Here is a 26,669-nt window from a genome sequence, read left to right on the forward strand (position 1 = left end):
GGTGTTCGGGACTCGTCAAGTGATGTCGCTGCGCTGATGGCCGGACCCGTCTACGTGTACGGCCCGAGGAACCTCTCACCATTGAGGTGAATCATGTGCGTCGGGTCGGAGGCACACCACGCCTCGGTCTCCCAGGCGAGGTCGGCAAGGAACTTGCGCATCGTGGTCCGGTCCGGGAAGCACGAGACGTAGACGAGTCCGGCAGTCGACCCGGCGAACAACGCCTGGAGCTCGCCGTGGCGCTTTGCGTCCACCGGACCATGCGACGAGGCGGCTTCCATCAGGAATAGCCAGTCCTTCTCATGCTGGTACACGACGAGATCGGGCAGCTTGCCGTGCGTGTCGACGGTGACGCCGAGGGACGCGAGCTTCTGCTCGTCGAAGTGCATGAGCTTTTCGTCCGCGTCGCCGATGTAGAGCACCTCGCCGCCGGGGATGAAGAAGCCGCAGAAGTCGTCGATCATCTGCTTGATGAGCACGTTCTGGCCACCGCCGCCGAGTGTGAGGTCCACCCCTCCGGGAAGCGTGACGGGGATCCGCGTCATCGTGCGTGCAGCCTGGTACATCGAGAGCAGGCCAGGAGCCGCAGCGAGATACTCGGCGATCGCGTCAACGAACTCGGGTGTGCCGTACTTGCGGATGACCCCTACGGCCTCCGGGTTGAGGCGGTAGTTGTTGTCCTTCGAATTCGTGGCCCTGCTGGGATCGTCGTCGTTGTAGATGATGAAGCCTGCGTCACGGAACTGGTGCAGCGTCTGTCGGCGATAGGTCTCGCGGGTGTTCTCCGCGATTTCGTGCCCGAGCCGGTCGCGGATCCAGTCCAGGATCGCCCGGACACCGAGCATCGGGTTCGTGGCGTCGGCCCACTCGCTGCCCTCGTCCAGATGGGCGAGGGCGAGCAGTGTGCGACCGCTCCGCTCGTTGGATCGGGCTTTGTCGAAGCCGAAGGCATTGAGGATCTCACGAGCCTCGTCGAGACGCGTCATGCGGTCACCGCGACAGACGCGAGCACGGACTCTGTGGTCGCGTCGATGCTCAACTGATCGCCCGGGTCGACCTCCCCCAATTCCCGGAGCTGATCGAATGACGGGAACCGCATCTGCCGGAGGTCAGTGGCGTTCACCTGCGTGTGACCGGAGAAGACGCGGAAGTAGCTGTCGAGCTGCGTCGAATTCAAGAAGACCACGAGACCTCGGGCCACCTGCTCGTCCAGGCCGTGCCCATCCTCATGGATGTAGTTGAGCTTGTTGTCGAAGGCCACGTCCTCGCTCGACTGCCACACCGCTGCGACGACGCGGCGGCGCTCTTCCTTGGCGGAGAAGCGCTTGATAAGTACGTAGGTGCCTCCCGGCACAAGCAGTCTGGAGGCGGTGGCGGGACCCGCATGGAACCACTCCGGCTTCTTCGCCCCGACAGGGTGACGGGACACCCCGCCGCGCAGATGGGTCGCGTTGACCATCGGCACTGCCCCTTCGACTTGATCCTGGTGGAGCAGGTCGCGCGCACGGAAGTCGACGACCCTGCCCGTCGAGACCGAGAGGCCGAGGTTCTGGAGGGTATGTGTGACGTGGGTCGTCATCCAGGCGACGGCCTGTGCGTCCTTCTCGGCCGCGGGCACGTGAATGAAGTCGGGGGTGACGATGTCCTGGTACGCGACGGTCCTTGTGGAAGGCACGGTGCTGTGGTCGCGGGACGTATGGACGACGACCTCGTCAGGCGTCCGCCCGACGGTCGCCGAGACGACGATCGACTCCTGGAGCACCCCGGCGTCGCCGAAGACCTTGGAACGGCTCTCGAAGGTGTGCATCGCGTCGATGCCGGCGAGCCGTACGAACTCACGCCGGAACGCCGAGTAGTACGTGCCGTTCATCCACGAGCGCGGGGTGATGGCAACCTGCTGCCCGCCCTCTCCGAGGATCCGCAGTCCGACGGCGAGGAATGCCGCGTAGACGTTCGGCACGTTGATGCCGGCGGAGCGGAGCAGGACCTGAGCAGCGCATCCGGTACGGAGCTTCGCATAGGGCGGATTCTGGATCACGAGGTCGTAGCGCTCGGCAGTGCCCAAGGCCCAAGAGAGGAAGTCGGCATCGACAAGGTCTGAAGTAGCCCCGGTGGCGGCCTCGATGTCGGCGAGTGTCTCGCTCAGCACGGGGTGGAGCACGGTGTCGTTCTCAACGGTGGTGACGTGTACGCGCAGATCAGGACGGGCGGCGTACAGGCGCTCTACAAGAGCCGCCGTAAGGATCCCGCTCCCGGCGCCGGGGTCGAGGATCCTAATGCTCTCGCCCCGCGGGACACGCGGGAGGCCCGCGATGATGCGGGCGGCCGACTGCGGGGTTAGGTACTGGCCGCGCGCCGCCCGTTCGGTGGGATCCAGCCGAGCGAGAGCAGCGGCGCGACGGACCTCTGCGCGTTCCAGCAAATCGACGCGCTGAATCTCGGTCACGCGATCGTCCGTCGATCGCAGTTCGCTGCTCATATGCCCCCGCAACTCCTCGTTCCGACCCTCATCCTGCCTGAGCCCTCTGACATCTGTGGCACGGGCACGACCGGAAGCGAGCATAGGGCCCGTCGACCGATCACTTGCGGTTTCAAGACGCCTCAGGCGTGCGGGCCGACGGTGACGGCGCCGATGCGCACGCGCGGGGCGGCTTCCATGATGGCGCCCACGCGCTGGATCTGCTCGTCCAGGCCGCGGGCCTGCCGGGTGTCGAGCGCGTCGAGCGGTTCCACGGTGATGTCGATCCACCGGCCGGACCGGCGCTGGTGCCACACGCCCGCGACGGTGCCGTCGATCAGCAGCAGCGGGTAGTTGCCCGCCTGCCCGCGCGCCAGGGCGCGTTCGGCCGCGCGGCCGGGGAAGACCAGGTCGCGCGGTTGGCAGGCGATTCCGAACGCGTCGAAGTACGGCAGCAGCCGGACGCTGCGGGCGGGCTCGTCCGGCACCTCGGTGTCGCCCGCGAGCACCCAGGCCGCCGCCCCCTCGACCTCGACCTGCTGCAACTCCCCCGCCATGGACGCGAACAGCTCCGCTGCCCACCCGGGCGGCGCGGCCAGCCACCGCGCGAAGTGCCGGGGCGTGGCGGGCCCGTAGGCGTACAGGTAGCGGCGGACGACCTCGGTGACGGCGGCGCGCGCCTCCATCGGGCGGAACCCGGGCAGCCACCGGCGCGGGCTCGTGTAGGTGACCTTGCGGCCGCGGTCGGGTCCGAAGCACAGCGCGCCGCGGAGGGCGGCCGTGTGCAGCGCCTGCCGCCACCGCGGCCACATCCCCTGGAAGGCGGGCATGACCGGGTCGGCGGCCCACGGCCCGGTGGCGGCGGTGACGGCGGCGTCGAGTTCGTCGATGGTCAGCTCGGCGTCCGCCACCGCGGCGGCGATCGCCGCGACGACCTCCTCGATCTGTCCAGGGTCCAGCCGGATGGCCTTGGCCTGCATCGACGTTGCCGGGACCGCGGCCAGCGCCCCCGTCCACATCGGCAGGTCGCGCGCCGGGAGGAGGTGCACCGTTCCGCGGGGGCCATGCGTCTTGACGAGGGCGCGCTCCTCCCACAGGCCGCGTCGGACGTCGGTGCGGGTCGCGCCGGCGAGCCGCAGCCCGATGGACAGTTCCGCCGCCGACATCACCTGGGCGTGTGCGCCGCACATCGCGGCGACGACATCGGCGGGCCCGGTGGCGGCGGTGTCGACGGGGACGGACAGCGCGTTGCGGTCCAGCCGGCGGGCGCGGACACCGGCCCAGGACAGGCGCTGCACGGCGGGTGCGGGGGTCGTCATCGGGGAGGTCTCCTCAGGGTCCGGCCGCTGTTCGGCCGCCGGTGCCGACACTAGGCGGGAACTAGGACGGTCCTTGTCCCAGATTGCTGGCATGCTGCGGGGTATGAGCGACACACCGGCGCGGCTGCTGACACTGCTGTCCCTCCTCCAGACCCCGCGGGAATGGCCCGGCAGCGAACTCGCCGAGCGCCTGCGCGTCAGTCCCCGGACGATCCGCCGCGACGTCGACCGCCTGCGCGACCTGGGCTACCCCGTCCAGGCGACCATGGGCTCGGTGGGCGGCTACCGCCTCATGGCGGGGGCGGCCATGCCGCCGCTGCTGCTGGACGACGAGGAGGCGGTCGCCATCGCGGTGGGCCTGCGCGCGGCGGCGGGGTCCGCCGTGGACGGCATCGAGGAGGCGTCGGTGCGCGCCCTCACCAAGCTCGAACAGGTCCTGCCGTCCCGGCTGCGGCACCGGGTGTCGACGCTGGGCGCCGCGACCGTGCCGGTGCGCGACAGCGCCGGCCCGAACGTCGACCCGGAGGTCCTGACCGTCCTCGCGGCCGCGGCCGCCAACACCGAGAAGGTGCGCTTCGGCTACCGGTCGTGGAACGGCGCGGAGACCCGGCGCCTGGTCGAACCCCACCGCCTCGTCACCGCGTGGCGGCGCTGGTACTTCGTCGGCTACGACAACGACCGCGCCGACTGGCGGATCTTCCGGGTCGACCGGATCACCGAGGCGCGCGCCACCGGTGCGCGCGCGGCGCCGCGGGCGCTCCCCGCAGAGGACGCCGCGGCGTTCGTCACCGAGCGGCTCCACTCCCTTGAGCCCACCTACCGGGCCGTGGCGACCCTGCACGCCCCCTTCGCCGAGGTCGTGGGCCGCCTCGGGGACGGCCCGGGCGACCTGGAACCGCTCGACGAGCACAGCTGCCGGCTGCACGGCCACACCGACACCCTGGAGTGGCTGGCGTTCCGGCTGATGATGATCGGCTGCGAGTTCGAGGTGCACGAGCCGCCGGAGCTCGCCGAGTTCCTGCGCGGCCTGGGCGCGCGGGTGACGCGCGCCTCGGGCGGGTGACGCTCAGCCGAGCCGCTTGTCGAAGTGGAACGCGGCGATGTCCATGCGTTCGCGGAAGTAGAACCGGTGGGCGTCGTGGCGCTGCACACCGGAGTCGAGGTCGAGGCGGTGGCAGCCGAGGTCGCGGGCGCGCTGCTCCAGGTAGCCGAGGAGCGCGCGGCCGACCCCCGCGGAGCGGCCGCGCTCGGCGGTCACCAGGTCATCGACGTAGAGCTTGCGCAGCGCGCTCGTGCCGACCATGACCCGCCAGCCCGCGACCCCGGCGCACGCGCCATCGGTGTAGGCGGCGCTGAAGCGCAGCCCCTGCCGGTGCCCCTCGTCGTACACCTCGTGCAGCAGCGTCTCGGTCAGGTGCGGGCGGAGCTCCAGCAGGACCGGCAGGACCTCGGAGCCGAGCCGGTCGTCGCCCGGCCCGATGTCGATGATCTTCATAGCCGAACCCTACGGCGCGGCCCGCGCAGCAACGCGGCCCCGTTGCCCGGCCAGGGCGTCCGGCCGCTACGGGGCCTCGGTGGCGGAGATGCGGTACTTCGCCACTGAAGCGTCGCGGATGTCGGCCTGCTGCCCGGGGTCGGGTCCGGCGCCGCGGAACCGGTCGAGGTCGGCGTCGGACTCCCACCGCTCGTAGACGTTGATCCGGGCGGGGTCGAGGGGGTCGGCGGCGAGGACGAAGTCCAGGCAGCCGGGTGCGGCGCGGGCCGCTTCGATGATCGCGCGGCACCCGGCGAGGTAGTCGCCGCGGGCCTGGGGGTCGACGTAGAGCCGTCCGGACACGATGAGCACGCCGGTCCTCCGTTGGTCGAGCAGTGGTCGGCCCCGAACGCTAGCGTGCGCCTGCGACAGTCCGGCGGACACGGCGCCCGCGGTAGTGCGGCGGGCACGACGGACGGGGCCGGACGCGGGGCCGCCGTCAGCCTGCCGCGCCTTCGGGGCCCTCCCAGGTGGGCAGCGCCAGGACGGCGCTCATGCGCCGCAGTTCGTCGCGGTGCAGTGCGCTGAGCCGGGCGAGGTCGCGCTGGCCGGCCGCCGTGAGCTGCACCCGGATCGCGCGCGCGTCGGGCGGGTGCGGGGCGCGGTCGACCAGCCCCTGCTTCTGCGCGCGGTCGACCAGCTCCACGACGCTGTGGTGGCGCAACTGGAGGCGGTCGGCGAGTTCGCGCATGGTCGCCCATTCGCGGCCGGGGAAGCCCTTGAGCGCGAGCAGTAGCTGGTAGTGCTGCGGGGTGAGCCCGTGGCTGCGGACCGCTTCCTCGCTGAACCGCAGGTAGCGCCGGATCCCGAAGCGGAAGCGCGCCAGCGCCTCGAAGTCCTGCTTGGTCAGCGGAGCGGACTCGGTGCGCCCGTCGTCCATGCGCCCGTCCTCCCTAGGCATGGACTCATGTAACCACGTCGGTGGCCGGCCGCCGACGTGATCCTGCCGAAGCCGATTGTATCGTGATACGATATTAACCTTTCGGCGGCCACCGCCTTCCGGCTGCGGCGCCGGCACCCTCCCAGGAGGTGCGGTCATGCCCGGTGCACACCAGTCCCCACGCGACCCCGCTGCCCCCCGACGGCGGCGCCCCGTCCTCGGCGCGCCCATCGCGCGCCCCACCAGCGGCGAGCCCGACGCCGACTCCGGCGGCTGCTGGCCGCCGCCCGCCCCGTGGCCGGCGCCCGGCGGCTGGCTCGAATCCGGCCTGCTCGACCGGCTCCGCCCGCCGTCGCGCTAGCCGCCCCAGTCCCACCCCAGTCGAGTCGACGACGACTCGCCGGTGCTCCACCGGGCGCGGGCCGGTGCGAACGCGAGCGGGCCGGTAATGGAGGACGCCATGTCGGTCATCATCTTCCTACTCATCGCGGCCCTGGTCGTCGGCGCCATCGGCGTCGGGGCGGGCGTCCGCATCGTCAAGCAGTACGAGCGCGGTGTCGTCTTCCGGTTCGGGCGCGTGCTGCCCGATACCCGGCGCCCCGGGCTCGTGTTCCTCATCCCCTTTGTCGACCAGATGCACAAGATCAACATGCAGATCGTCACCATGCCGGTGCCCGCCCAGGACGGCATCACCCGCGACAACGTGACGGTCCGCGTCGACGCCGTCGTCTACTTCAGCGTCGTCGACCCGGTGCGGGTGGCGGTCGACATCCAGGACTACATCGCCGCGATCGGCCAGGCGGCGCAGACCTCGCTGCGGTCCATCATCGGCAAGAGCGAACTCGACGACCTGCTGTCCAACCGCGAGCGCCTCAACCAGGGGCTGGAGCTGATGATCGACAGCCCGGCGCTGGGCTGGGGCGTGCACATCGAGCGGGTCGACATCAAGGACGTCGCGCTGCCCGAGTCGATGAAGCGGTCGATGTCGCGCCAGGCCGAGGCGGAGCGCGAGCGGCGCTCCCGCATCATCACGGCCGACGGCGAGCTCCAGGCGTCCGAGAAGCTCGCCACTGCCGCCGAGACCATGGCCGAGCACCCGGCGGCGCTGCAACTCCGCCTCTTGCAGACCGTTGTCGAGGTCGCCTCGGAGAAGAACTCCACCCTCGTCCTGCCGTTCCCGGTCGAGCTCCTGCGCTTCCTCGAACGCGCCACCCCGGCCGAGACCGGCGGCGCGCCCGCCGCCGCGGAACAGTCGGCGGAGCGGTCGGACGAGCCGTCCGCCGAGCAGCCCGTCGAGCCGGCCGAACCGCGCCGCCCGATAACCGCGGAGGACACCGCCCCCGAGCAGGTCACACACGTCGACGGGCGGTCGGCCGCCATCGGCCGCCCGCCGGCATCGACACCGGTGCCGCACACCTGAGCGCGCCCGGTCACTCCTGCCCGGCGGCCCCGCCGGGCGGGAACCGGGTGTCCGCCTCGACGGCCGCGAGGTAGGCGTCGATGGCGTCGCGGTTGCGGCTCAGGCAGTCGATGCGCTGGCCGAGCCGGGCGGACTCGCGCCGCAGCAGCGCCGACGTCTCCGCTGTCAGGCACTCCAACGGGAGGTGGATGCCGTCCGAGCCGGTCAGGACCGCCCTCCTGCTGGTCGCCGCCGCACTGGCGACCGTCGCCGCCGGCGGCCGCCACGCCTTCCCCCCGCACCGCACCGCCCACTGACCGGTCGGAGCAGACGCTCACGCCGCGTCCTCGCGTGCGATCGTGAGGACCTCCACTGCCGCACGCGAGGGGTTTCTCGCGTTCGTCACGGCACCCTTCGTTCGGCGTTCCTCCACCGGTGTTCGCGCCCGTTCAGCCAGGCGCCGATCGGTGTGCGGCGAACGAGCAGCTGGTACGTGAGGAGCAGCGTCGCGCTGGACGCGACCAGGGTGATCAACAGCTTGACCGCGACCGGGAGTGCCAGGTCCGCAAGGCTCATCCCGATGGCGACCACGATCGGCAGGTGCATCAGGTACATCCAGTAGGAGGCGTCGGCCAGGTACCGGATCGCCGGGCGGGGGCGGGTGAGAAAGCGCATGCACACGCCGACCAGACCGTAGGTCACGCACCACCCGCCGAGGGCGACCAACGCTGCACCGATGGGCAGCGGAACCTGCCCTTGGGCGATGAGCATGATCGACAGGCTGATCGCCCCCACGACGAGATACGCGGCCCAGTCCTTGCCGATTCCGGCCAGCGCGCCGGAGCCGCGACGCAGCGCCCAGCCGACCGAGAAGGCGCCGAGGTATCCGGCGAGTGGGGCGGCCTCGGGAATGATCGTCGCGGGCTCGATGATGCCCGACATCGGCTTCCCCTGGATCACCACGGCGACGATGTAGGGCACGGATGCCACGAGGACGCCGGCGCGCGACGAGAACAGCGTCGCCATCCGCTCGGAGAACGCCGACGTCCGTTCCCTCCCGATGAACCGGATGAGCAGAGCGCGCACCGCCACGGTGATCACGATGCATTCCATGAGCACGAGGAGGAACCAGAGCTGACCGGGGCCGAACATGACCAGCGGGTCGGTCACCTCGGGCTGCGACGCGCCGGGATGGGTGCTCGCGAACATGAGCGCCAGCAGGCCGAGCGGAAACACCGCGACCGGCCAGAACGCGATCATGGGCAGCAGGACGCGCTTGGCTCGATCACGCACGTACCGCTGTGCGCCACGCCGGTCGAGCATCAGCGCCCCGAAGTAGCCGGCCAGCGTCATGAACAGCATCATCCTGAACGAATGGATGACGAAGTTCGTCTCGGCGAGTCCCACCGACCCGTATCGATCGTGGAAGAACCAGGGCTGGGCCGCGATGAACGGCACGAATGCGTGCAACACGATGCCCAGCAGCAGGGCGCCGCAGCGAAGCGCATCCAGTCCGTGGATCCGTTGCGGGCGACCAGCGGGCTCCGTCGTGCGGGCAGGGGTCGGTTCCGTGGACGGGGTCGTCATGTCAGTGACGCTAGGGACCGCGCCGTGCCGGCACATCGACCATCGGGTCGGCCGGGCATCCACCGATCGGTGGAGCGGAGACACTGGCGGACCGTCGTTCGGGGCGGCGACAATCGAGTCGTGCCAGGACAAAGCGGATCGGGGCGAGGCCAGGCGCCGACGTCCGTCGGCCCGGCAGGGGCCTCCGTGTTGTGGATCGGATTGTCGGTCGCCGCGCTCTCCCTCGTGCTCGCGATCAGCCTGGGAATCGGCGGAGACCACCCTCCTCTTCGCAATGGTCGAGCGGCGCCGGATCCGCTGTGGGTCGTGGCGCCGATCGTCGTGCTGCTCGTGCTCCGCGTCTGTATGGAGCTGGTGTACCAGAGGGCGCACGGGGGCGGTCGCCTGGCGACGGCCCTCTATCTCGTGCACGGCCTCACCCTGCTGGCGGGGGTCGCCCTCAACCCGTTTCTGTGCATCTACGCCTTTCTCGGCTTCCTCGACGTCGAGCGTTTCCTGCCCCGACGTGTCGTCGCCGGAGGCATCATCGGCGCGGCTCTGCTGTGCGCCTTCGGCCAGGCGGGCGCTGTCGCGGGCGTCACGACCAGCCCGCTCGTCTTCATCGCCCTGCTCCTGGTCAACGTCGGCCTCGCCGGTGCGATGACGTGGTTCGCGTGGTTGCGAGAAGAACACGCGGACGAACGGGAGCGCGTCGCGGCCGAACTCGCCGAAGCCCACCGGGAGAACCTCGCCCTTCACGAGCAACTGCTCGAACAGGCCCGCTCCGCTGGCGTCGCCCAGGAACGCGCCCGGCTGTCGCGCGAGATCCACGACACGGTGGCCCAGGGCCTCGTGGGGGTGATCCGCCAGCTCGAGGCGCTCCCCGGCGCTCTCGGAGAGAATGCACGGCCGGGGATCGAACGAGCGGAGCACGCAGCACGGGACTGCCTCTCCGAGGCGCGCAGAGCCGTGCGCGCCCTGGCCCCCCACCAACTGGCCGAGGACGATCTCACCAGCGCGCTCCGCGGCCTCGTCGAACACTGGACCGCCTCTCAGGCGACGCCGGCCGAACTCGTCGTCGTCGGCACCCCGGCTGCCGGCGACGGTGACGACGTGGTGCTGCGGGTCACGCAGGAGTCGTTGGCCAATGTCGCACGCCATGCCCGGGCCTCGTCGGTCACCGTGACGCTGAGTTGGCTCCCCGACACCCTTCTGCTGGACGTCGCGGACGACGGCATCGGATTCGACCCCAACGCCATGGTTCGAGGGAGAGGACTCGCGGGAATGAGGGAGCGACTCGTCGAAGTCGGCGGCCAACTGATCGTCGAATCCGAACCCGACCACGGCACCACGATCGCGGCTCAGGTGCCACGGTGAGCGCCGTCCGAATCGTCGTCGTCGACGACCATCCGATCGTCAGGCACGGCCTGACCGGAGTATTCGCCGACGAGCCCGGCATCGACGTGGTCGGCGAGGCGGACAGCGGCCCCCGAAGCCTGGCCGTCATCGCCGACACCGAACCGGACGTCGTCCTCATGGACCTGCGCATGCCCGACGGCGACGGTGTCCCCGCGATTCGGGAACTCGTCCGGCACAGAACTCGCGGCCGGCCACGAGCGCTGGTCCTCACGACCTACGACACCGATCGTGAGATCCGCAGCGCCCTCAACGCCGGCGCAGACGGATACCTGCTCAAGGACGCATCGCGCACCGAACTGGTCCGCGCAGTGCGCGACCTGGCCGCCGGCCGTCCGGTGCTGGCACCCGCAGCGCTCGCGATCCTCCTCGGACACGAATCGGAGACCGAGCTCAGCACCAGGGAAATCGACGTACTGCGCCTCGTCGCCGACGGTCTCACCAACAAGGCGATCGCGACCCGGTTGCGGATCAGCGAGTCCACCGTAAAGACCCACCTCCTCCACACGTATTCGAAACTGGGAGCAGCCGACCGCGCGCACGCCGTCCGCATCTGCTGGGAACGCGGCCTCATCTGATCCCCCGGCAGGGCGGGAGCCCAGTCTGGGGATGGCCGACGGCGAAGTACTCGGGTCCCACTCCTGCACCGGCGTCCGTGTTCGGCCGGGTCTCCCCCACCACCGGCAGGCCCGCGCCTTTATCGCAACCCCATGGTTGTGATAGCTTTCATGGCAACCGATCAGTTGCAATGGAGGTCGCCGTGCCCGTTCCCGACCGCATCGAGCGCACGCTCGAACTCGCCCACCCACCGGAGAAGGTGTGGACGGCGTTGACGACCGCCGAAGGACTCGGCGGCTGGTTCGGCTCCCGCGCGGAGATCGACGCCCTGCGCCCCGGTGGCGAGGCGCGGGTGCACTGGGACGAGTACGGCGAGCACACCCTCCTGATCCAGGTCGTCGAGCCGCCCCACCGGTTCGCCTACACCTGGGCGATCGAAGGGCTGGCTGCGAGCGACCCGCGCCGGACCTATGTGGAGTTCACGCTGGAGCCGACCGGATCGGGCACGCGGGTGACCGTGCGGGAGACCGGCTTCGCCCAACTGCCGGACGCGCTGGCCGGCGCCTACGACGACAACGTCAACGGGTGGCGCATGGAGCTGGCCGATCTGGCGGAGTACCTCGATGCCGCGGCCTGACCCCCACGGGACCGATACCGAGGCGCTCGCGCAGGCGGTCTTCACCGCGTTGGCCGACCCGACGCGGCGCGGCATCCTCGCCGAACTCGCTGCCCGCGGCCCCGCGACGGCGACCGACCTGGCCGACCGGCTCCCCATCTCGCGCCAGGCGATCGCCAAACACCTCGGACTCCTGTCCGATGCCGGGCTGGTCCGGGCGGAGGCCGGCGAGCGGCGCCGGATCCGCTACCGGCTGCACACCGGACCCGTGGCGGTGGCCCAGTCGTTTCTCGCCGCACTGGCGCGCGACTGGGACGGCCACCTGAGTGCCCTTCGCGACCATCTCGACCCCCCACAGGAGGACTGACACGTGACCCCGACCTTCCGCGGCGGCCACAACATCGCCATGAAGCTGCCCAAGGCGCAGTTCGACCACACCATCGCCTTCTACCGCGACATCCTGGGCATGGCGGTCACCGACGAGAGCGGCGCCGCCGTCGCGGGCATCGTGGCCCAGAGCGCCTCGGTGCAACTCGGTCCGGTGACGCTGTGGTTCGACCGCGTCGACAACTACGCGCGCGCCGACCTGTGGCTGGAGCTGTTCACCGATGACGTCGACCAGGCGGCCCGGCACCTGGCGGCGCACGGCGTCGCCGTCCAGGACGAACTGGAGCCGTTCCCCCCGGGCATGAACGCCCACTGGATCAGCAATCCGGTCGGCATCCCGCACATCGTCCGCCGCCCCGAGCCGGATCAGGACCGGGGTCCGTCCTGACCCGGTCGACGCGGACGAGGCGGGCAGGGCCCCGCCCCGGTCGTCAATCCGGTTCGACGGGCTGCCTCGGCGCCGCGGTCGGGCGGTCGATCCGGTAGATGTGGTGCAGCGGGTCGTCGGCCGGATTGTCGGGGGTCATGGGGCCGCTGCCGATACGGTGCAGCCCGGCCTTCTCCAGGGCCCGCCAGGACGCCGGGTTCGCGGCGACGACCGCGACCAGCACCACGGTGGCGTCGGGCCATTCCCGCCAGGTGCGGGCGAGGATCGACCGGATCATCCGGGTCCCCAGCCCGCGGCCCACGTGGTCGGCGGGGCCGATGAGGTAGTCGATGGTCACGGCGCCCTCGGGGACGTCGACGACCTTGGCGAACTCCCCCAGGTACTCGGGGTAGTCGGTCAGCCGCGAGCGCTGCACCAGGCCGAAGGGGACGCCGTCGAGGTGCGCGAGCAGGTCCTCCGCCGGTTCGTCGCCCCGGGCCGTCGGGCCGAAGTCGCGCTCGACGGCATCGGGCGAGGTCTCGTGGTTCCACCACCGCGCGACATGAGGGTGCGACAGCCACTGCGCCAGCAGCGGGAAGTCGGCGGGAACGAGCATGCGCCAGGTGATCATCGCGTCACTCCGCGGTGTGCTTCGGCGGCGGCCGCGCCGGGCCGTGCCACAGCCCTGGGCGGACCCTTGGGACGGCCAACGGTAACGCCGCCCCGGCTTCCGGTCCACGGGGTTCCGGCCACCGGGGCATCGCCCCTCCTCCGTGCCGTGCGGCCCCGTGCGACCGCGTCGCGGCCGTCCCCGGTGGATCCCTCCCGGCCGCGCCGGGACCACCGGCGCTGATGCGGCCCGACCGCTCCAAGGCGGACTCGATCACGCCGGCCCCGGCTTGATCGGAGGCGCGCGGCAAATGGCGGGAGCCGCGACGTTCGCGCTCGCTAACGTCGCCGGTGAACGAAGGGGGAAGCCATGCTGGACCGGTTGAACAAGGCCTTGGCGCACATCGAGGAGGACCCGGGCGCCCCGGTGGACGTGGCGGCCATGGCGCGCACCGCGCTGACCTCCGAGCACCACCTGCGGCGGATGTTCGCCGCGCTCGCGGGGATGCCGCTGGCGGAGTACGTGCGCCGGCGCCGGCTCACCCTGGCCGGCGCCGAGGTCATGGAGGGCCGCCGGACCCTGCTCGCTATCGCCGTCGACCACGGATACTCCTCGGCCGAGGCGTTCACCCGGGCCTTTCGCGCCATGCACGGCGTCACCCCCGGCCAGGCCCGGCGCACCGGGGCCGCGCTGGTCTCCCAGTCCCGCCTGGCCTTCCACCTCACCATCGAAGGGAGCACCACGATGCGCTACCGCATCATCGACAAGGACGCCTTCGCCCTGGTCGGACTGAGCAACCGGATCCGCAACGTCGCCTTCGGGCCCAATCCGGACATGGCCGCCTTCACCGAGGCCGTCGACGACACCACGTGGGAACTGCTCGATTCCGTCGGCGACCGGGAGCCCAGCGGTGCGCTGTCGGCGACGGTGGCCCTGGAGGACGGCGCGGAGTTCGGCGATGAGATCGACTACTGGATCGCCGCGGCCACCACCGGCCCCACCCCTGACGGGATGGAGCGCTTGGAGGTCCCCGCGGCCACCTGGGCGGTGTTCCCGTTCGAGCGGGTGGCGTTCCCCCACGGGCTTCAGGAACTGTGGCGCGCGGTCTACACCGAGTGGTTCCCGGCCCACCCCGCCTACCGCACCGCCCCCGGCCCGGCACTGGTGGCCGTCGACGACGAGGAGGAGCCCGACCTCGGCTCGGGGCACGTGTGGCTGCCCGTGGAGAAGCAGGCCCCGGCGCCGGGGTGAACAGGGGGTTCGGCCGCCGGGCCCGTCACCGGCCGTGTCGGGCCGCGTTCCGGCCCGTCCGGTGGCGGGCGGGCCGGTCGGCCGCCTGTGCGAGCCCAGTCACCTGCCCCGGGACCTCTTCGCGGGCCTCACACCGGCGGTTCGATGGCGGTCAGGAACCCGCGTATGTACCCGGCCACGGTGTCCAGATGGCTTTCGAGGAGGAAGTGTCCGCCGCCGGGAACGAGGTGGACCTCCGCGTCCGGCAGGTCCCGCGTGAACGCGCGTGCCCCGTCCGGGCCGAAGATCTCGTCGCCAGCGCCCCAGACCGCGAGAAGGGGGACCTGGTGTTCCCGGAAGTAGGCGTGCACCTGAGGGTAGAGGGGTGGGTTGGTGGCGTAGTCGCCGAACAGGGCCAGCTGCACGAGGTCGTTGCCCGGCCGGTTGACCTCGCGGTGGTCGGCGGCCCAGGTGTCGGGGTCGACCAGCTCGGGTCGGTTCACTCCGTGCAGGTACTGCCAGCGGATGGCGTCGAGCGAGAGGGCGTCGCGGACGGCGGGTTCGGTTCGCGGCCCCGGGTCCTCCGCATATGCCCAGACGGGCTTCCAGAAGTCCGGGACGAAGCCCTCCTCGTAGGCGTTGCCGCTCTGCGTGATCACCGCGGTGATCGCGGCCGGGTCGCGCAGGGCCAGCCGCCAGCCGATGGGCGCGCCGTAGTCCTGGACGTACACGGCGTAGCGGGCGATGCCGAGCTGGGCCAGCAGGGCTTCGGTGACGTCGGTGAGCGAGTCGAAGGTGTAGGTGAACACGTCCGGGGGCGGGGCATCGGAGTTGCCGAAGCCGAGGTGGTCGGGGGCGATGATGTGGAACCGGTCGGCCAGCGCCGGAATGAGGTGGCGGAACATGCGCGAACTGGAGGGGAATCCGTGCAGGAGGACGAGCGCGGGCGCCTCGCGGGGCCCCGCCTCGCGGTAGAAGACGCGATGTCCCCCCACGGTCGCGTAGCGGTGGCGGACTTCGACCATGGCTAACCCCTTCGATCAAATTTGATGGTTATCCGTCAATCGCCCAGTAGACCCCTGATGGAGTAACCTGTCAATTGACTTGATGAGGTTAGTTGGGAGGTGCGGTCCGTGCTGGACGACCACGCACTGGTGCAGGCGCTGAACAGCACCCCGGTCGCGGACGGCCGGAGCCGGGACCTGTGGCGCGACGACCGCGAGGTGGACAGGTGGGCTCGGGAGCACGGCGGTCTCGGCGGCGACGGGGAGCGCCGGTGGCTGCGCACCGCCCGGGACGCCCTCCAGGCGGTGGCGGCGGGCGCGCCGGCGGAGCCCCGTCTGCGCCGCGTCCTCGCAGGCGTTCGCAAGGTCCCGCGGCCCGGCGTGTCGGGCATCGAGTGGCATTTGGAGGTGCCGCCAGAGCGCAGGCTCGCCGTGGAGCTCGTGCTCGCGTGGGCGGACGTCGAAGAGCGCATGCCGGGCCGGTTGCGGCCGTGCGAGAACCCTGAATGCCGCCTCTTCCTGGTGGACCGCAGCCGCGCCAACACCGCGCGGTGGTGCTCCATGAAGACCTGCGGTAACCGGCTCAAAGCACGCCGGCACCAGGCCCGGACACGGGAGACCCCCCGACCCGAGTAGAACGCCGGCGAGTCGGTGTCGGCTGCGGCCGCTCCCAGCGGTGCGCCGCAGGTGTCGGGCGGACTCGGCCGCCCGCCTCGCTCTGCGCGCGGGCGGCCGCCGATCCTATGACCGCCGGACCTATGCGGACCAGGCTCTGGCCGCCCCCGCCCCGCTCCGGCAGGCTCGAATCCGACCCGCCGACCACGATGGCGGCGGGGCGCCGCCACGACCCGGGGAGAATTCCGATGAGCACCGCTGCCGCCAATGCCGCGCCGACTGCCGAGGCACAGCGCACCGTCGCCGAGCTGAACGGTCGGGCGGCGTCCGCCGAGGCGCTGGCGCCGCTCGCCTTCGCGGGGTACGCCCACTTCACCGCCATGCAGGTGCGCGGCGGCGCGGTCCGGGGCCTCGACCTCCACCTGGAGCGCCTGCGCTCCGCCTCGGTGGAGCTGTTCGGCCGGGCGCTGCCCGAGGACCGGGTGCGGTCCTACCTGCGGACCGCGCTTGCGGACGGCCCGGCCGACCTCTCGCTGACCGCCACCGTGTACGCACCGGCGGGCGAGTTCACCGCGGCCGTCGGCGAGGCAGCACCCGACGTGCTCGTCCGCACCGGACCGGCCGCGACCGGCCCGCGGGGCCCGCTGGCGCTGGCGGCGGTCGAGCACGAACGGGCCCTGCCCGCCGTGAAGCACGTCGGCGAGGTCGCCAAGACCTACTTCCTCCGCCAGGCCGTCGCCGAGGGGTTCGACGACGCCGCCTTCGTCGACCGCCGGGGGCGGTTCAGCGAGGCGTCGATCTGGAACCTGGCCTTCTGGGACGGCACCGCGGTGGTGTGGCCCAAGGCCGCGATGCTGGGCGGCACCACCATGGGGATCGTGCGGCGGCAGCTCGACCGCCTGGGAATCCCCCAGCGGGTCCAGGAGGTCACCCGTGCCGACCTGCCGGAACTGGCGGGGGGCGTGGTCATGAACTCGTGGACGCCGGGCATCGCCGTCCACCGCATCGGCTCCGTGCCCCTGCCCGCGGCGCCGTCCTTCGTGGCGCTGCTGCACCGGGCCTACCAGGCGGAACCACTCATCGCGCTGTGAGTGCCGGGCTGCCCGCACCGCCGGGGTCCCACCGGGGGCGTGCGGGCGGCAACGGGGACCGAGTGGGCGAATCCAGATAAGACCATTGATGAAGCACGTCAAACGTGTTATGCATGAGTCATGCATGATGAATTGAGGACCGCGAACTTGCTCGGCGCCGCCTCGCTGGCGCTCAGCGACCTCCTCCTGGCCGGGGCGACCGCGGCGGCCGGCACCAGCGCCAGCGGTGCCGCCGCCCTGGTCGTCCTGGCCGCGGACCCCGGCCTGAGCGTCACCGAACTGGGCCGCCGGGTCGGACTCAGCCAACCCGCGGCGGCGCGCATGGTCGAGAGCCTGGAGAAGCAGCGGCTCGTCCGGCGCGAACGCACCTGGGGGCGCTGGGTCGCCGTACGGCCCACCGACCTCGGCGCACAGGCGGCGCACAGCCTGCTCGCCTCGCGCGGCAGCGCGCTGCGCACCGCGGTCGGCCGCCTCGACGAACACGAGCAGGAGCAGCTCGACACGCTGCTCGCCAAGCTGCTCACCGGGCTCTACACCGCCCCGGGCGACGCCGAGCGGCTGTGCCGCCTCTGCGACAGGGACGCCTGCCAGGCCCGCGGCGCGGTGTGCCCCGTCGGCCAGGCCGACCGCGACTGCCGCGCCCACGGGGACCGGAGCGATGGGTGAGGCACTCGCCCTGGTCTCGGCGCTGTGCTTCGGCCTCACCGACGTCGCCGCCGGCCTGCTGTCGCGCCGCGCGCACAGCATCACCGTCGCGTGCTACGGACAGGCGTTCGGCACCGTTCTGATGGCGGCCGTCGTCCCGTTCGCCGCCGCGCCGGAGGTCCACCCGGCCGACCTCGGGTGGGGTGCGCTCTCCGGTGTGGGCACCGGGCTGGGGGCGGCCGCCCTGTTCCACGCGATGAGCGTCGGCCGGTTCAGCACCGTGGTGCCCTTGAGCGTCGTCGCGGGCGCGGCCCTGCCCGTGCTGGCGGGGGTCGCCCTGCTGGACGAGCGCCCCGGTGTCGCGGCGTGGGCCGGGATCGCCGCGTCGGTGCCGGCGCTCTGGCTGATCGCGCGGTCGACCGGCGGCCGCGGCGGACCCGGCGACGGCGGTGCGGTCGCCGGGCTGCTCCCCGCTCTGCTCGCCGGTGCCGCGTTCGCCCTCCAGTACACCGCGCTGGCGCAGGCGGACCCGGCGGCCGGGCTGTGGCCGCTGCTCGCGAACCGTGCGGCGTCGGCGGTGCTGGTGTTCGCCCTGGTGCTGCCGCGGCCCGCGCGGCTGCGCGTCCCGGCCCTGATCGGCGCGGGCGCGGCGGGCTCGGGCGCGCTGAGCACGGCCGCGATCACCGCCTTCGCCCTCGCGGGCCGCGCGCAGGACCTGTCCACCGCCGCCGTGCTCACCTCCATGTACCCGGTCGTGCCCGTCCTGTGGGGGGTGGCGGCCCTGGGCGAGCGCCTCGACCGCCACCAGTCCTTCGGCCTGGTGTGCGCCGCCGCGGCGATCGGCCTGATCGCCGCCGGATGAGCTGCGGCGCCGCACCGTCCCCTGCCCTCCCGCTCGGCCGGGACCGGGCTCGCGTCAGCCCGCCACGGCGCGCGCGAGCACGGATCCGGTGACCGCTGCGCCGATCCCCGCGAGGAGGCCGGCTGCGGTGTAGAGGACGGCGAGGGGCCGCGCGCCGTCGCGGCTCAGCCGCAGGGTCTCGTAGGCGAAGGTGGAATAGGTGGTCAGCGCCCCGCACAGGCCGGTCCCCAGCAGCGCCATGGCGTGCGGCGGAAGGGGCAGCGCCGTCAGCGCGCCCAGGATGAGGCAGCCCGCGGCGTTGACGGTGAAGGTCCCCCACGGGAAGAGGGTCCCGCAGCGGGCCTGGACGGCGCGGTCGGTCAGGTAGCGCAACGGGGCGCCCACCGCCGCACCCAGGGCGACCAGGACGACCGTCATGGCGCGCTCCTCTCGCGGCGGGGACGCGCCAGGACGGCAGCGGCGGCGGTGCTCGCGACCGACACCGCGATCAGGGAGCCGACCAGGGTCGCGGCGAGGTAGGCCAGCGCGGTCCGGGGGTCGGTGGACGCGGTGGCGGTGACGTCGAGGACGGCGGCGGAGAAGGTGGTGTAGCCGCCCAGCACCCCCGCGCCGAAGAACGGGCGGATGAGGCGGCTGCCGGGCCGGCGGTGCGCGAGCAGCTCCATGAGCACGCCGATCAGCGCGCACCCGCTGAGGTTGACCACCAGCGTGGCCCAGCCGAACTCGCCGGGCGCGTGCGGCAGGGCGACCGCCACCGCGTGGCGGCCCAGCGCCCCCAGGGCGCCGCCCGCCGCGACGAGCCCCAGGACCGCCCACGGCGACTCGGGGAGTCCGCTGCGCCGCGCGGGCGCCCGCGGGTCGGAATCGGGGTCGGCGGGCGGGATCGACTCGGGCACTGCTGCCTCCTACCGGCATGACGAGAAGCCAGGTAGGGACCGTTGGCGCGTGCGCGGTTGCGCCGCTGCGGAAGGGCGGCGTCGGCGGGCCCCACCGCCGAACCCCCGTGACGGGAGCGGCCCCAGTCTAGTACTGCTGCGTCCCGTGGGCCGCGGAGCCCCGTCGCGGAGCCCTGTCGCAGAGCGGCGGCGCCGATCGGCGCGCGAACGGGGCGGGATGGCCGACGAATGGCGGATGCCCCCGAGGGGCCGCGGCCGTGAGGATGGCCGATATGGACCCTGAACTGGAAGCATTCCTCCCGCTGCTCCCCAAGAGCGACCTGTCCGACCCGGTCACCGACCGCAGGAACCTCGCCGCGATGGCCGCCGCCGTGCCGCCGCCGGACACCGCGGGCATGGCGGTCGAGGACCGCACGGTGCCCGCCGATCCGGACGTGCCGGTGCGCATCTACCGCCCGGACCAGGCGCAGGGCGCCATCGTCTGGCTGCACGGCGGAGGCTGGGTCATGGGGAACCTCGACACCGAGCACCCCTGGGCCGCCCGCCTCGCCGACGCCTCCGGCGCGGTGGTCGTCTCGGTCGACTACCGGCTGGCCCCCGAGAACCCGTTCCCCGCCGCCCTGGACGACTCCTACGCCGTGCTGTCCTGGGTGGTCGAGCACGCGGCCGAACTCGGCGCCGACCCCGACCGGGTCGCGATCGGCGGGCACAGCGCAGGCGCGGGGATGGCGGCGGCTGCCGCGCTGCGGGCGCGCGAGGAGCAGGGGCCGCCGATCCGCTTCCAGCTCCTCAACCAGCCCGGGCTCGACGACCGGCAGCAGACCTGGTCGGCGCGGCACTTCACCGACTCCCCCTGGATGACCCGCGCGAAGGTCACCCAGGCCTGGGGCCACTACCTGGGTTCGGCGCCCGCCACGCCCTACGCCGCCCCGGCGCGCGCCAAGGACCTGTCCGGCCTGCCGCCCGCCTACATCGCAGCGGCGGAGCTGTGCCCCAACCGCGACGAGAACATCGACTACGCCGTGCGCCTGCTCCAGGCGGGTGTGTCGGTCGAGCTGCACCAGTGGGCCGGCACGTTCCACGGCTCGCAGGCGCTCCTGTCCGCCGCGGTGTCGCAGCGCCAGATCGCCGAACTCGGAGCGGTCCTGCGCCGCGCCCTGGCCGCGTGAGGCGGTGATGTCCGTGGACGAGCGCCCCGCACCGCCCCGGGACGACGGCGCAGCGGCGGGCCCGGCGGGGCTGCTCCGCCCCTACGCGGGGGGATTCGCCGCCGTCGTCGTCCTCCAGGTCATCGGCGCGGTCGCGGGCCTGGCGCCGCTGCTGGCGGTCGCCGAGCTGGGCCGCGCCCTGCTGGCGCCCGGCCCGGCCGACCCCGGCCATGTCCGGGCGGCCGTCATCGCGGGCGCGGTCGGCCTGCTCGTCCGGCTGCTGTTCACGGCCGCGTCGTCGGGGGTGGGGCATCTCCTGGACGACCGGGTGCAGCTGGCGTTGCGCCGGCGGCTCGCGGCGCGGTTGGGACGCGTGCCGATCGGCTGGCTGTCCCGGCGCCGGACCGGCGAGCTGGCGAAGGTCGTGGGTGCGGACGTGGCCGCCGTGCACCCGTTCATCGCCCACACCCCCGGCGAGCTCACCTTCGCGTTCGTGGTGCCGCTGGTCTACCTGTCGACCGTCGACTGGCGGCTCACCCTGATCACGCTGATCCCGGTCGTGCTGGCGGTGGCGCTGGTCCCGTTCATGATGACCCCGGCCCGGCAGCGCGAGCAGGCGGCGTTCGACGAGGCCATGGGGCGCATCTCGACCTCGGCCGTGGAGTTCGTCCAGGGGATCGCGGAGGTCAAGGCGCTCGGCGGCGGCGAGCGCGCCCACCGCAGGCTCCGCACGGCCACCGACGACTTCGCCGCCGTCTTCTCCCGGATGGTGCACGCCCTCTCCGTGGTCGCAGCGGGGATGCAGCTGGCGCTGTCGCCGCCGTTCGTGCTGCTGGTCGTGCTGGCCGGCGGGGCGGCGCTGATCACCGCCGGTTCCCTCGCACCCGCGGACCTGCTGCCGTTCCTGCTGCTGGGATTGGGTCTGACCGCCCCGGTGGCGGCCCTCGGCCACGGCTTCGACGACACGCAGGCCGCCCGGCGCGCGGTCGGCCGGATCCGGGACGTCCTCGCCGTGCGGCCCCTCCCGGAGCCCGCGCACCCGGCCGCGCCGCAGGGCCACCGGGTGGAGCTCCGCGGGGTCAGGTTCGGCTACGACGCCGAACGTGAGGTGCTGCGCGGGATCGACCTGGTCCTCGAACCGGGGACGGTCACAGCGGTCGTCGGGCCGTCGGGCGGCGGAAAGTCCACCCTGGTGCGGTTGCTGCCGCGGTTCTTCGACCCGGACAGCGGCTCGGTCGCCATCGGAGGCGTCGACCTGCGCGAACTCGCCAGCAAGGAGCTGCACCGGACGGTGTCCTGCGTCTTCCAGGACGTCCGGCTGCTGCGCGCGACGGTCGCCGACAACATCGCGCTCGCCGTCCCGCACGCCGAGCGCGCGGACGTGGTCCGCGCCGCCCGCGCGGCGCGCATCCACGACCGGATCCTCGAACTGCCGCGCGGGTACGAGACGGTGCTCGGCGCGGAGGCCGAGTTGTCGGGCGGCGAGGCGCAGCGGATCTCGATCGCCCGCGCGCTCCTCGCCGACACCCCCGTCCTCGTGCTGGACGAGGCGACCGCCTTCGCCGACCCGCAGACCGAGCTTGCGGTCCGCCGGGCGCTGGCGGCTCCGGCGGCCGGCCGGACGACCCTGGTCATCGCCCACCGCATGGAGACGGTCGCCGCCGCCGACACCGTCGTGATGCTGGTGGACGGCTCGATCGTGGAACGCGGCAGCCCCGCCGAGCTGCGGGCCCGGAACGGGGCGTTCGCCGCGTTCTGGCGATCCCACCGGTCGGCGGCCGCCGACACGGCCGACACCCGCGGCGGCGTGCCGCATGGAGGCGAGCCCCGATGATCCGAATGCTGCTGCGCGTGCTGGGCCGGGAGTACGCCGGCCCGGTGCGCCGCACCGTGGCCCTGATGGCGGTGACCGCCGTTGTCGAAGGGCTGTCCTACGCGCTGCTGGTCCCCGTGCTGCGGGCGCTGTTCGGGGACACCCCCGGCGACGCGCTGCCGTGGCTGGTCGCGTTCTGCGGCGCGGTCGCGGTCTACGCGGTGCTGCGCTACCTCAGCGACCTGTCCGGGTTCCGCGTCGGCACCACGCTGCTGCGCGGCATGTACCACCGGCTCGGCGACCATCTGGCCCGGCTGCCCGTCGGCTGGTACGGCGCGGGCCGCGTCGGGGAGGTGTCGGTCCTGGCCGGGAGCGGCGTCCTCCAGGCGATGGGCGTGATCGCGCACCTGCTGGGCCCGTTCATCTCCGCCTGCGTGACCCCCCTGACGATCATCGCCGTGATGCTCGCGTTCAACTGGCAGCTGGGCCTGGCGGCGCTGGCCGCCGTCCCGGTCGTCGCGCTCGTCCAGGTCCGGGCGGGACGCGCGGCCGCGGCCGCCGACGCGGAGCGCGCCGAACGCGACCACGAGGCCACCGCGCGGGTCATCGAGTACCTCCAGGCCCAGCCGGTGCTGCGCGCCGGCGGCCGGACCGCCGAACGCTTCCGGCTGCTCGACGGCGCGCTGCGGGGCCTCCAGCGCGCGTCCCGCCGCTCCGTGCTGTCGGCGCTGCCCGGTGTGCTGGGCCTGACGCTCACGGTGCAGGCGGTGTTCACCGCCGTCCTGGTCCTGGGCGCCTACCTCGCGCTCGGCGGGGGCGTCGGCGCGGCGGAGGTCCTGACGATCCTGGTGCTGGCCGCCCGCTGCGCCGATCCGCTGCTGTCGCTGTCGGACATCGGCAGCCAGATCCGCGGCGCACGCTCCGAACTGGTGCGGCTCGACGCGGTGCTGCGCGCCGAGCCGCTGCCGGAGGCGCCCGATCCGGTCCGCCCGGCGGGCCACGGCCTGGAGTTCGCGTCCGTCACCTTCCGCCACGGCGACCGCACGGTGCTCGACGACGTGTCGCTGTCCGTGCCGGAGGGGCGGCGGCTCGCAGTCGTCGGCCCCTCCGGCGCGGGCAAGAGCACCCTGCTGCGGCTGATCGCCCGGTTCCACGACGTGGACGCGGGGGCGGTGCGCGTTGGCGGTGCGGACGTGCGCGCCATCGGTACCGAGGCGCTGATGGCGCGGATCGCCATCGTGTTCCAGCACGTCTACCTCTTCGACGGCACCATCGAGGAGAACGTGCGCCTGGGCCGCCCCGGCGCCGACACGGCCGCCGTGCGGGCGGCGGCGTCCGCTGCGCGCCTGGACGAGGTGGTCGAGCGGCTGCCCGGCGGGTGGGCGGCCACCGTGGGCGAGGGCGGCACGCTGCTGTCCGGCGGGGAGCGCCAGCGCGTCGCGATCGCGCGGGCGCTGCTGAAGGACGCGCCCATCGTGCTGCTGGACGAGGTGACCTCCGCGCTGGACCCGGTGAACGAGGCGGCCGTCCACGAAGGGATCGACCGCCTGATGGCCGGCCGGACGGTGGTGGTGGTGGGGCACAGGCCGCGGACCGTCCGCGGCGCCGACCGCGTCGTCTTCCTCGACGGCGGCCGGATCGCGGCGGAGGGCGGCCACGACGAGCTGCTGCGCGGCGACAGCGGCTACGCCGACTTCTGGAACAGCGCCATGGCCCCCGCAACGGATCACTGACCCGCGGCCGCACCCGCACTCCCCCGGGGCGGCCTTCCGCCGCTCGCGCGGCGCCGGTCCCGGGGGTGCCGCGCGAGCGGCGGGGGCGGAACCGGCCGGGTCGGCGGCGGCCCGCCGCGCCGGGGCGCGCCGGCTCACCCGGTCCGGTCGCGGCGCAGGGTGAACCAGAAGGTGGGCACGTCGTTGGTGCCGGGGGTGGTGTCGGCCAGGGTCCACCCGGCGAACCTGGCGTCCAGTTCGGCGGCTGTGACCCCGGAGACCGGGTCGTCGAACGCCTCGGGTCCGTACCCGAACATCAGCAGCAGGGCGCCGGGGGCGGCGCGGCGGGTGAGCCCGGCGGCGTAGGCGTCCCGGCGGTGCTGCGGGATCCCGCAGTAGCAGCTCAGGTCGAAGAACAGGTCGTAGGGGCCCGGTACGCCGAGTTGGTCGAGCCGGGTGGCGTCGCCGTGCAGCAGCCGTGCCGTCACCCCCGCTGCGGCGGCCTTCTCCCGCGCCTGCCGGACGGCGCGGTCGACCAGGTCGACGGCCGTGACGTCCCACCCGTGGCGGGCGAGGTAGGTCGCGTTGGTCCCGGTGCCGCAGCCGAGTTCGAGGACCCGTCCGGGCGGCAGCGCGCCGCGGCCGTCCACCAGGGCCACCAGCTCGGGCGGCGGCGTGCCGGTGTCCCACGGCGGCGTGCCGGAGCGGTAGTAGGACTCCAGTTCGCGGCGGACGGCCTCCTCCTGGTCGCGTTCTGCGTCGGCCCCGGCGCCCGCACCCGGGCGCACGGCGGCGTTCGGCTCGTTCATCGGCCCTCCAAGAATTTAGATATCAACTCTAGTGTTGAACTCTAGATATAATCTCGTGGCATGAGCGATGTCAAGCAGCCCGACAAGCGGGCCGAACGCTCGCGGCGCACCCGCGAGAAGATCGTCACGGCGGCGCGGGAGCTGTTCGTGGCGCAGGGGTACGGGGCGACGAGCCTGCAAGAGGTCGCCGACCGGGCCGGCGTGGCCGTCCAGACGATCTACTTCGTCTTCCGCAACAAGCGCACGCTGTTCAAGGACGTCGTCGACACGTCCATCGCCGGGGACTCCGAACCGGTCGCCACGATGGACCGCCCGTGGTTCCGCGCCGCCTGCGCGGCGCCCACAGCGGCCGACCAGTTGCGCGCGCACGTGCACGGCACCCGCGGCATCCTCGAACGGGTCGCCCCGATCATGCCGCTGATCGCCGCCGCGTCGGCCACCGACCCGGAGATCGCCGCGCAGTGGCCGGAAGGCCAGGACCCGCGCTACACCGTCCAGCGCGCCGCGGCCGATGCGCTGGCGGCGAAGCCCGGCATCCGCCCCGCCACCTCGGCCGCCGAAGCGGCGGACCTGCTCTACGGGCTGCTCAGCCCGGAGCTGTACCTGGTCTTCGTCCATGAACGCGGCTGGTCGCCCGACACATGGGAGGCGTGGGCGCACGCCACCCTGTGCGACCAGCTCCTCGCCGGGCCCGCGGACGGCACGGGGCCGTCGTCCGGACGGGTGTGACGCCGCGCCCGCCCGGGGCCGCGCCCGGCGGGCCCGGACTTTGCGCGGCGCGGGCCCGGGGGTGTGCGGGCGGGCTCAGAGCTCCGGCAGCAGATGCGCGTGCGCCCACGCCGCGAGCGTGGTCGGAGTCGTGGTGACGACGCTGCGCGGGTCCTCGGGGACGAAGCCCTCGCGCTGCCCGACCGACATGCCGACCACGCCCTCGACCTGCCCGCTGCTCAACCCGGCCGCGCGCAGCGCGTCGCGGAACTCCGCGTCGGAGATCCGCTCGGCGCGCACCCCGCGGCCCAGGGCCCGGCCCAGGATCTCGGCCACCCGCGCGAAGGTGAGGTCCTCAGGGCCGTGCACGGCCTGCACGCCGCTGCCCGTCCAAGCGTCGGAGAGCAGCCGCGCGGCCGCGACGTCGCCGATGTCGCGGGGATCGACCCAGGGCATGGCGAAGTCGAGGGGCCACGGGGTCGTGAGCACGCCCGCGCGCAGCGACTCGACCTCCATGAAGAGATTGCTGAAGAAGTAGCCGCAGCGCAGGTGGCGGACGTTGGCCCCGGTGGCGTCGAGCAGCTCCTCGGTGCGGGCCAGCCCGTCGATCTCGCCGACCCCGTGGCGCTTCTCCGCGCCGACGCTGCTGAGGAACACGGTGCGCGGGATGCCGTTCACCCGGACCGCGTGCGCCGCGTTGGCGCCCATGCGGGCGTACCCGGCGGCGGGGTCGTCATCGGGCGTGGGCGGGTCGACCCAGAAGAGGCTGTCGGCGCCCTTGGTCGCGCGGACGACCGCCTCGGCGTCGCCCTGGTCGCCCTCGACGACGTCGACGCGGTCGCGCGTGGCGGGGTCGAGCCGGCCGGCGTCGCGCAGCAGCAGCGTGGGGCGCTCCCCCGCTTGCAGGAGCAGCCGCACGACGCGGGACCCCACGTGGCCGGTCGGTGTGGTGACGACGATCTTCCGGTGCGCGTTCTCATGAGTCATGCCAAGGACCCTACGGCCGGCCGCCGACGAATCCCGACC

General features: G+C 73.0%; 31 protein-coding genes. 17 read left to right on the plus strand and 14 right to left on the minus strand.

Features of this window, described 5'->3' with window-relative positions:
* Positions 1 to 50: 50 nt before the first annotated feature.
* The 3 genes from CLV63_RS21055 to CLV63_RS21065 all read right to left on the minus strand — a co-directional run bounded on the left by CLV63_RS21055 (position 51) and on the right by CLV63_RS21065 (position 3,777).
* The gene (locus CLV63_RS21055; RefSeq protein WP_106584900.1) at positions 51 to 986 is read right to left on the minus strand and encodes a BsuBI/PstI family type II restriction endonuclease; all 936 of its coding nucleotides are present in this window, start codon (positions 984 to 986) and stop codon (positions 51 to 53) included.
* Entirely contained in the window at positions 983 to 2,479 is a 1,497-nt protein-coding gene (locus CLV63_RS21060; protein WP_170134291.1) for an Eco57I restriction-modification methylase domain-containing protein, read from the minus strand. The genes CLV63_RS21055 and CLV63_RS21060 overlap by 4 nt, the downstream gene beginning before the upstream one ends.
* Positions 2,480 to 2,601: 122 nt before the next feature.
* Positions 2,602 to 3,777 (minus strand): winged helix DNA-binding domain-containing protein, encoded by a 1,176-nt coding sequence (locus tag CLV63_RS21065; protein ID WP_106584902.1) that lies wholly within the window; start codon positions 3,775 to 3,777, stop codon positions 2,602 to 2,604.
* A 103-nt stretch (positions 3,778 to 3,880) separates the two neighbouring features.
* Here CLV63_RS21065 and CLV63_RS21070 point away from each other — a divergent pair, with 103 nt between their 5' ends.
* The gene (locus CLV63_RS21070) at positions 3,881 to 4,840 is read left to right on the plus strand and encodes a helix-turn-helix transcriptional regulator (RefSeq protein WP_106585063.1); all 960 of its coding nucleotides are present in this window, start codon (positions 3,881 to 3,883) and stop codon (positions 4,838 to 4,840) included.
* Positions 4,841 to 4,843: 3 nt separating this feature from the next.
* On the opposite strand, the gene CLV63_RS21075 is transcribed toward CLV63_RS21070, so the two are convergent.
* The 3 genes from CLV63_RS21075 to CLV63_RS21085 form a co-directional block, all read right to left on the minus strand.
* On the minus strand, positions 4,844 to 5,272 hold the full coding sequence (locus CLV63_RS21075; protein WP_106584903.1) for a GNAT family N-acetyltransferase: 429 nt from the start codon (positions 5,270 to 5,272) through the stop codon (positions 4,844 to 4,846).
* A 66-nt stretch (positions 5,273 to 5,338) separates the two neighbouring features.
* A complete protein-coding gene (locus CLV63_RS21080) occupies positions 5,339 to 5,623 on the minus strand; it encodes a putative quinol monooxygenase (protein WP_106584904.1) in 285 nt (94 codons plus the stop codon).
* A 127-nt stretch (positions 5,624 to 5,750) separates the two neighbouring features.
* Positions 5,751 to 6,212, minus strand: coding sequence for a MarR family winged helix-turn-helix transcriptional regulator (locus CLV63_RS21085; protein WP_211301405.1), 462 nt, complete (start codon positions 6,210 to 6,212; stop codon positions 5,751 to 5,753).
* A gap of 136 nt (positions 6,213 to 6,348) precedes the next feature.
* On the opposite strand from CLV63_RS21085, the gene CLV63_RS21090 reads away from it, so the two are divergent.
* Both CLV63_RS21090 and CLV63_RS21095 read left to right on the plus strand, forming a co-directional pair.
* The gene (locus CLV63_RS21090; protein WP_106584906.1) at positions 6,349 to 6,552 is read left to right on the plus strand and encodes a hypothetical protein; all 204 of its coding nucleotides are present in this window, start codon (positions 6,349 to 6,351) and stop codon (positions 6,550 to 6,552) included.
* 99 nt (positions 6,553 to 6,651) lie between these two features.
* Positions 6,652 to 7,611, plus strand: a complete 960-nt coding sequence (locus CLV63_RS21095; protein ID WP_211301406.1) for a slipin family protein — start codon at positions 6,652 to 6,654, stop codon at positions 7,609 to 7,611.
* Positions 7,612 to 7,621: 10 nt separating this feature from the next.
* Here the strand turns inward: CLV63_RS21095 and CLV63_RS33680 are convergent, their stop codons facing one another.
* Complete coding sequence (locus CLV63_RS33680) at positions 7,622 to 7,789, minus strand: hypothetical protein (protein WP_170134292.1); 168 nt, start codon at positions 7,787 to 7,789, stop codon at positions 7,622 to 7,624.
* 203 nt (positions 7,790 to 7,992) lie between these two features.
* Positions 7,993 to 9,177 (minus strand): acyltransferase family protein, encoded by a 1,185-nt coding sequence (locus CLV63_RS21100; RefSeq protein WP_106584907.1) that lies wholly within the window; start codon positions 9,175 to 9,177, stop codon positions 7,993 to 7,995.
* 186 nt (positions 9,178 to 9,363) lie between these two features.
* On the opposite strand from CLV63_RS21100, the gene CLV63_RS21105 reads away from it, so the two are divergent.
* The 5 genes from CLV63_RS21105 (at position 9,364) to CLV63_RS21125 (ending at position 12,521) form a co-directional block, all read left to right on the plus strand.
* Positions 9,364 to 10,533, plus strand: coding sequence for a sensor histidine kinase (locus CLV63_RS21105; protein ID WP_146165627.1), 1,170 nt, complete (start codon positions 9,364 to 9,366; stop codon positions 10,531 to 10,533).
* Positions 10,530 to 11,150: a response regulator gene (locus tag CLV63_RS21110; RefSeq protein WP_106584909.1), complete on the plus strand. Its 621-nt coding sequence runs from the start codon at positions 10,530 to 10,532 to the stop codon at positions 11,148 to 11,150. Before CLV63_RS21105 ends, CLV63_RS21110 begins: the two co-directional genes overlap by 4 nt.
* 182 nt (positions 11,151 to 11,332) lie before the next feature.
* Positions 11,333 to 11,767 (plus strand): SRPBCC domain-containing protein, encoded by a 435-nt coding sequence (locus CLV63_RS21115; RefSeq protein ID WP_106585065.1) that lies wholly within the window; start codon positions 11,333 to 11,335, stop codon positions 11,765 to 11,767.
* A complete protein-coding gene (locus CLV63_RS21120) occupies positions 11,754 to 12,113 on the plus strand; it encodes an ArsR/SmtB family transcription factor (RefSeq protein WP_106584910.1) in 360 nt (119 codons plus the stop codon). The genes CLV63_RS21115 and CLV63_RS21120 overlap by 14 nt, the downstream gene beginning before the upstream one ends.
* 3 nt (positions 12,114 to 12,116) lie before the next feature.
* Positions 12,117 to 12,521, plus strand: a complete 405-nt coding sequence (locus tag CLV63_RS21125; RefSeq protein ID WP_106584911.1) for a VOC family protein — start codon at positions 12,117 to 12,119, stop codon at positions 12,519 to 12,521.
* Between the two features lie 43 nt (positions 12,522 to 12,564).
* Here CLV63_RS21125 and CLV63_RS21130 read toward each other — a convergent pair whose 3' ends face one another.
* Positions 12,565 to 13,131: a GNAT family N-acetyltransferase gene (locus CLV63_RS21130; protein ID WP_106584912.1), complete on the minus strand. Its 567-nt coding sequence runs from the start codon at positions 13,129 to 13,131 to the stop codon at positions 12,565 to 12,567.
* Positions 13,132 to 13,479: 348 nt separating this feature from the next.
* Here CLV63_RS21130 and CLV63_RS21135 point away from each other — a divergent pair, with 348 nt between their 5' ends.
* Positions 13,480 to 14,361 carry an AraC family transcriptional regulator gene (locus CLV63_RS21135; RefSeq protein ID WP_106584913.1) on the plus strand — a complete coding sequence of 294 codons (882 nt, stop codon included), beginning with the start codon at positions 13,480 to 13,482 and terminating at the stop codon, positions 14,359 to 14,361.
* 128 nt (positions 14,362 to 14,489) lie between these two features.
* Here CLV63_RS21135 and CLV63_RS21140 read toward each other — a convergent pair whose 3' ends face one another.
* Entirely contained in the window at positions 14,490 to 15,365 is an 876-nt protein-coding gene (locus CLV63_RS21140; RefSeq protein ID WP_106584914.1) for an alpha/beta fold hydrolase, read from the minus strand.
* A gap of 108 nt (positions 15,366 to 15,473) precedes the next feature.
* Between CLV63_RS21140 and CLV63_RS21145 the strand changes: the two genes are divergently transcribed.
* The 4 genes from CLV63_RS21145 to CLV63_RS21160 all read left to right on the plus strand — a co-directional run bounded on the left by CLV63_RS21145 (position 15,474) and on the right by CLV63_RS21160 (position 18,557).
* Entirely contained in the window at positions 15,474 to 15,980 is a 507-nt protein-coding gene (locus CLV63_RS21145; protein WP_106585066.1) for a CGNR zinc finger domain-containing protein, read from the plus strand.
* 227 nt (positions 15,981 to 16,207) lie between these two features.
* Complete coding sequence (locus tag CLV63_RS21150; RefSeq protein WP_211301407.1) at positions 16,208 to 17,050, plus strand: aminotransferase class IV family protein; 843 nt, start codon at positions 16,208 to 16,210, stop codon at positions 17,048 to 17,050.
* A gap of 120 nt (positions 17,051 to 17,170) precedes the next feature.
* A complete protein-coding gene (locus CLV63_RS21155; RefSeq protein ID WP_106584915.1) occupies positions 17,171 to 17,716 on the plus strand; it encodes a MarR family winged helix-turn-helix transcriptional regulator in 546 nt (181 codons plus the stop codon).
* Positions 17,709 to 18,557: an EamA family transporter gene (locus CLV63_RS21160; protein WP_106584916.1), complete on the plus strand. Its 849-nt coding sequence runs from the start codon at positions 17,709 to 17,711 to the stop codon at positions 18,555 to 18,557. The genes CLV63_RS21155 and CLV63_RS21160 overlap by 8 nt, the downstream gene beginning before the upstream one ends.
* 54 nt (positions 18,558 to 18,611) lie before the next feature.
* Here the strand turns inward: CLV63_RS21160 and CLV63_RS21165 are convergent, their stop codons facing one another.
* Together CLV63_RS21165 and CLV63_RS21170 are read right to left on the minus strand one after the other, a co-directional pair.
* Complete coding sequence (locus tag CLV63_RS21165; RefSeq protein ID WP_106584917.1) at positions 18,612 to 18,974, minus strand: fluoride efflux transporter FluC; 363 nt, start codon at positions 18,972 to 18,974, stop codon at positions 18,612 to 18,614.
* On the minus strand, positions 18,971 to 19,453 hold the full coding sequence (locus tag CLV63_RS21170; RefSeq protein WP_245928961.1) for a fluoride efflux transporter FluC: 483 nt from the start codon (positions 19,451 to 19,453) through the stop codon (positions 18,971 to 18,973). Before CLV63_RS21170 ends, CLV63_RS21165 begins: the two co-directional genes overlap by 4 nt.
* A 272-nt stretch (positions 19,454 to 19,725) precedes the next feature.
* Here CLV63_RS21170 and CLV63_RS21175 point away from each other — a divergent pair, with 272 nt between their 5' ends.
* Genes CLV63_RS21175 through CLV63_RS21185 form a run of 3 tightly spaced genes read left to right on the plus strand, consistent with a single transcriptional unit; the run spans position 19,726 to position 24,147 of the window.
* Positions 19,726 to 20,622 carry an alpha/beta hydrolase gene (locus tag CLV63_RS21175; RefSeq protein ID WP_106584918.1) on the plus strand — a complete coding sequence of 299 codons (897 nt, stop codon included), beginning with the start codon at positions 19,726 to 19,728 and terminating at the stop codon, positions 20,620 to 20,622.
* A gap of 7 nt (positions 20,623 to 20,629) precedes the next feature.
* On the plus strand, positions 20,630 to 22,435 hold the full coding sequence (locus tag CLV63_RS21180; protein ID WP_106584919.1) for an ABC transporter ATP-binding protein: 1,806 nt from the start codon (positions 20,630 to 20,632) through the stop codon (positions 22,433 to 22,435).
* Complete coding sequence (locus CLV63_RS21185) at positions 22,432 to 24,147, plus strand: ABC transporter ATP-binding protein (protein WP_106584920.1); 1,716 nt, start codon at positions 22,432 to 22,434, stop codon at positions 24,145 to 24,147. Before CLV63_RS21180 ends, CLV63_RS21185 begins: the two co-directional genes overlap by 4 nt.
* Positions 24,148 to 24,281: 134 nt before the next feature.
* Here CLV63_RS21185 and CLV63_RS21190 read toward each other — a convergent pair whose 3' ends face one another.
* Positions 24,282 to 24,935, minus strand: coding sequence for a class I SAM-dependent methyltransferase (locus CLV63_RS21190; RefSeq protein WP_106584921.1), 654 nt, complete (start codon positions 24,933 to 24,935; stop codon positions 24,282 to 24,284).
* 60 nt (positions 24,936 to 24,995) lie between these two features.
* Here CLV63_RS21190 and CLV63_RS21195 point away from each other — a divergent pair, with 60 nt between their 5' ends.
* Entirely contained in the window at positions 24,996 to 25,664 is a 669-nt protein-coding gene (locus tag CLV63_RS21195; protein WP_106584922.1) for a TetR/AcrR family transcriptional regulator, read from the plus strand.
* A gap of 75 nt (positions 25,665 to 25,739) precedes the next feature.
* Here CLV63_RS21195 and CLV63_RS21200 read toward each other — a convergent pair whose 3' ends face one another.
* Positions 25,740 to 26,630 carry an NmrA family NAD(P)-binding protein gene (locus CLV63_RS21200; protein ID WP_106584923.1) on the minus strand — a complete coding sequence of 297 codons (891 nt, stop codon included), beginning with the start codon at positions 26,628 to 26,630 and terminating at the stop codon, positions 25,740 to 25,742.
* Between the last annotated feature and the right edge of the window lie 39 nt (positions 26,631 to 26,669).

The sequence above is a fragment of the Murinocardiopsis flavida genome (assembly GCF_003014485.1).
GTDB classification, from domain to species: domain Bacteria; phylum Actinomycetota; class Actinomycetes; order Streptosporangiales; family Streptosporangiaceae; genus Murinocardiopsis; species Murinocardiopsis flavida.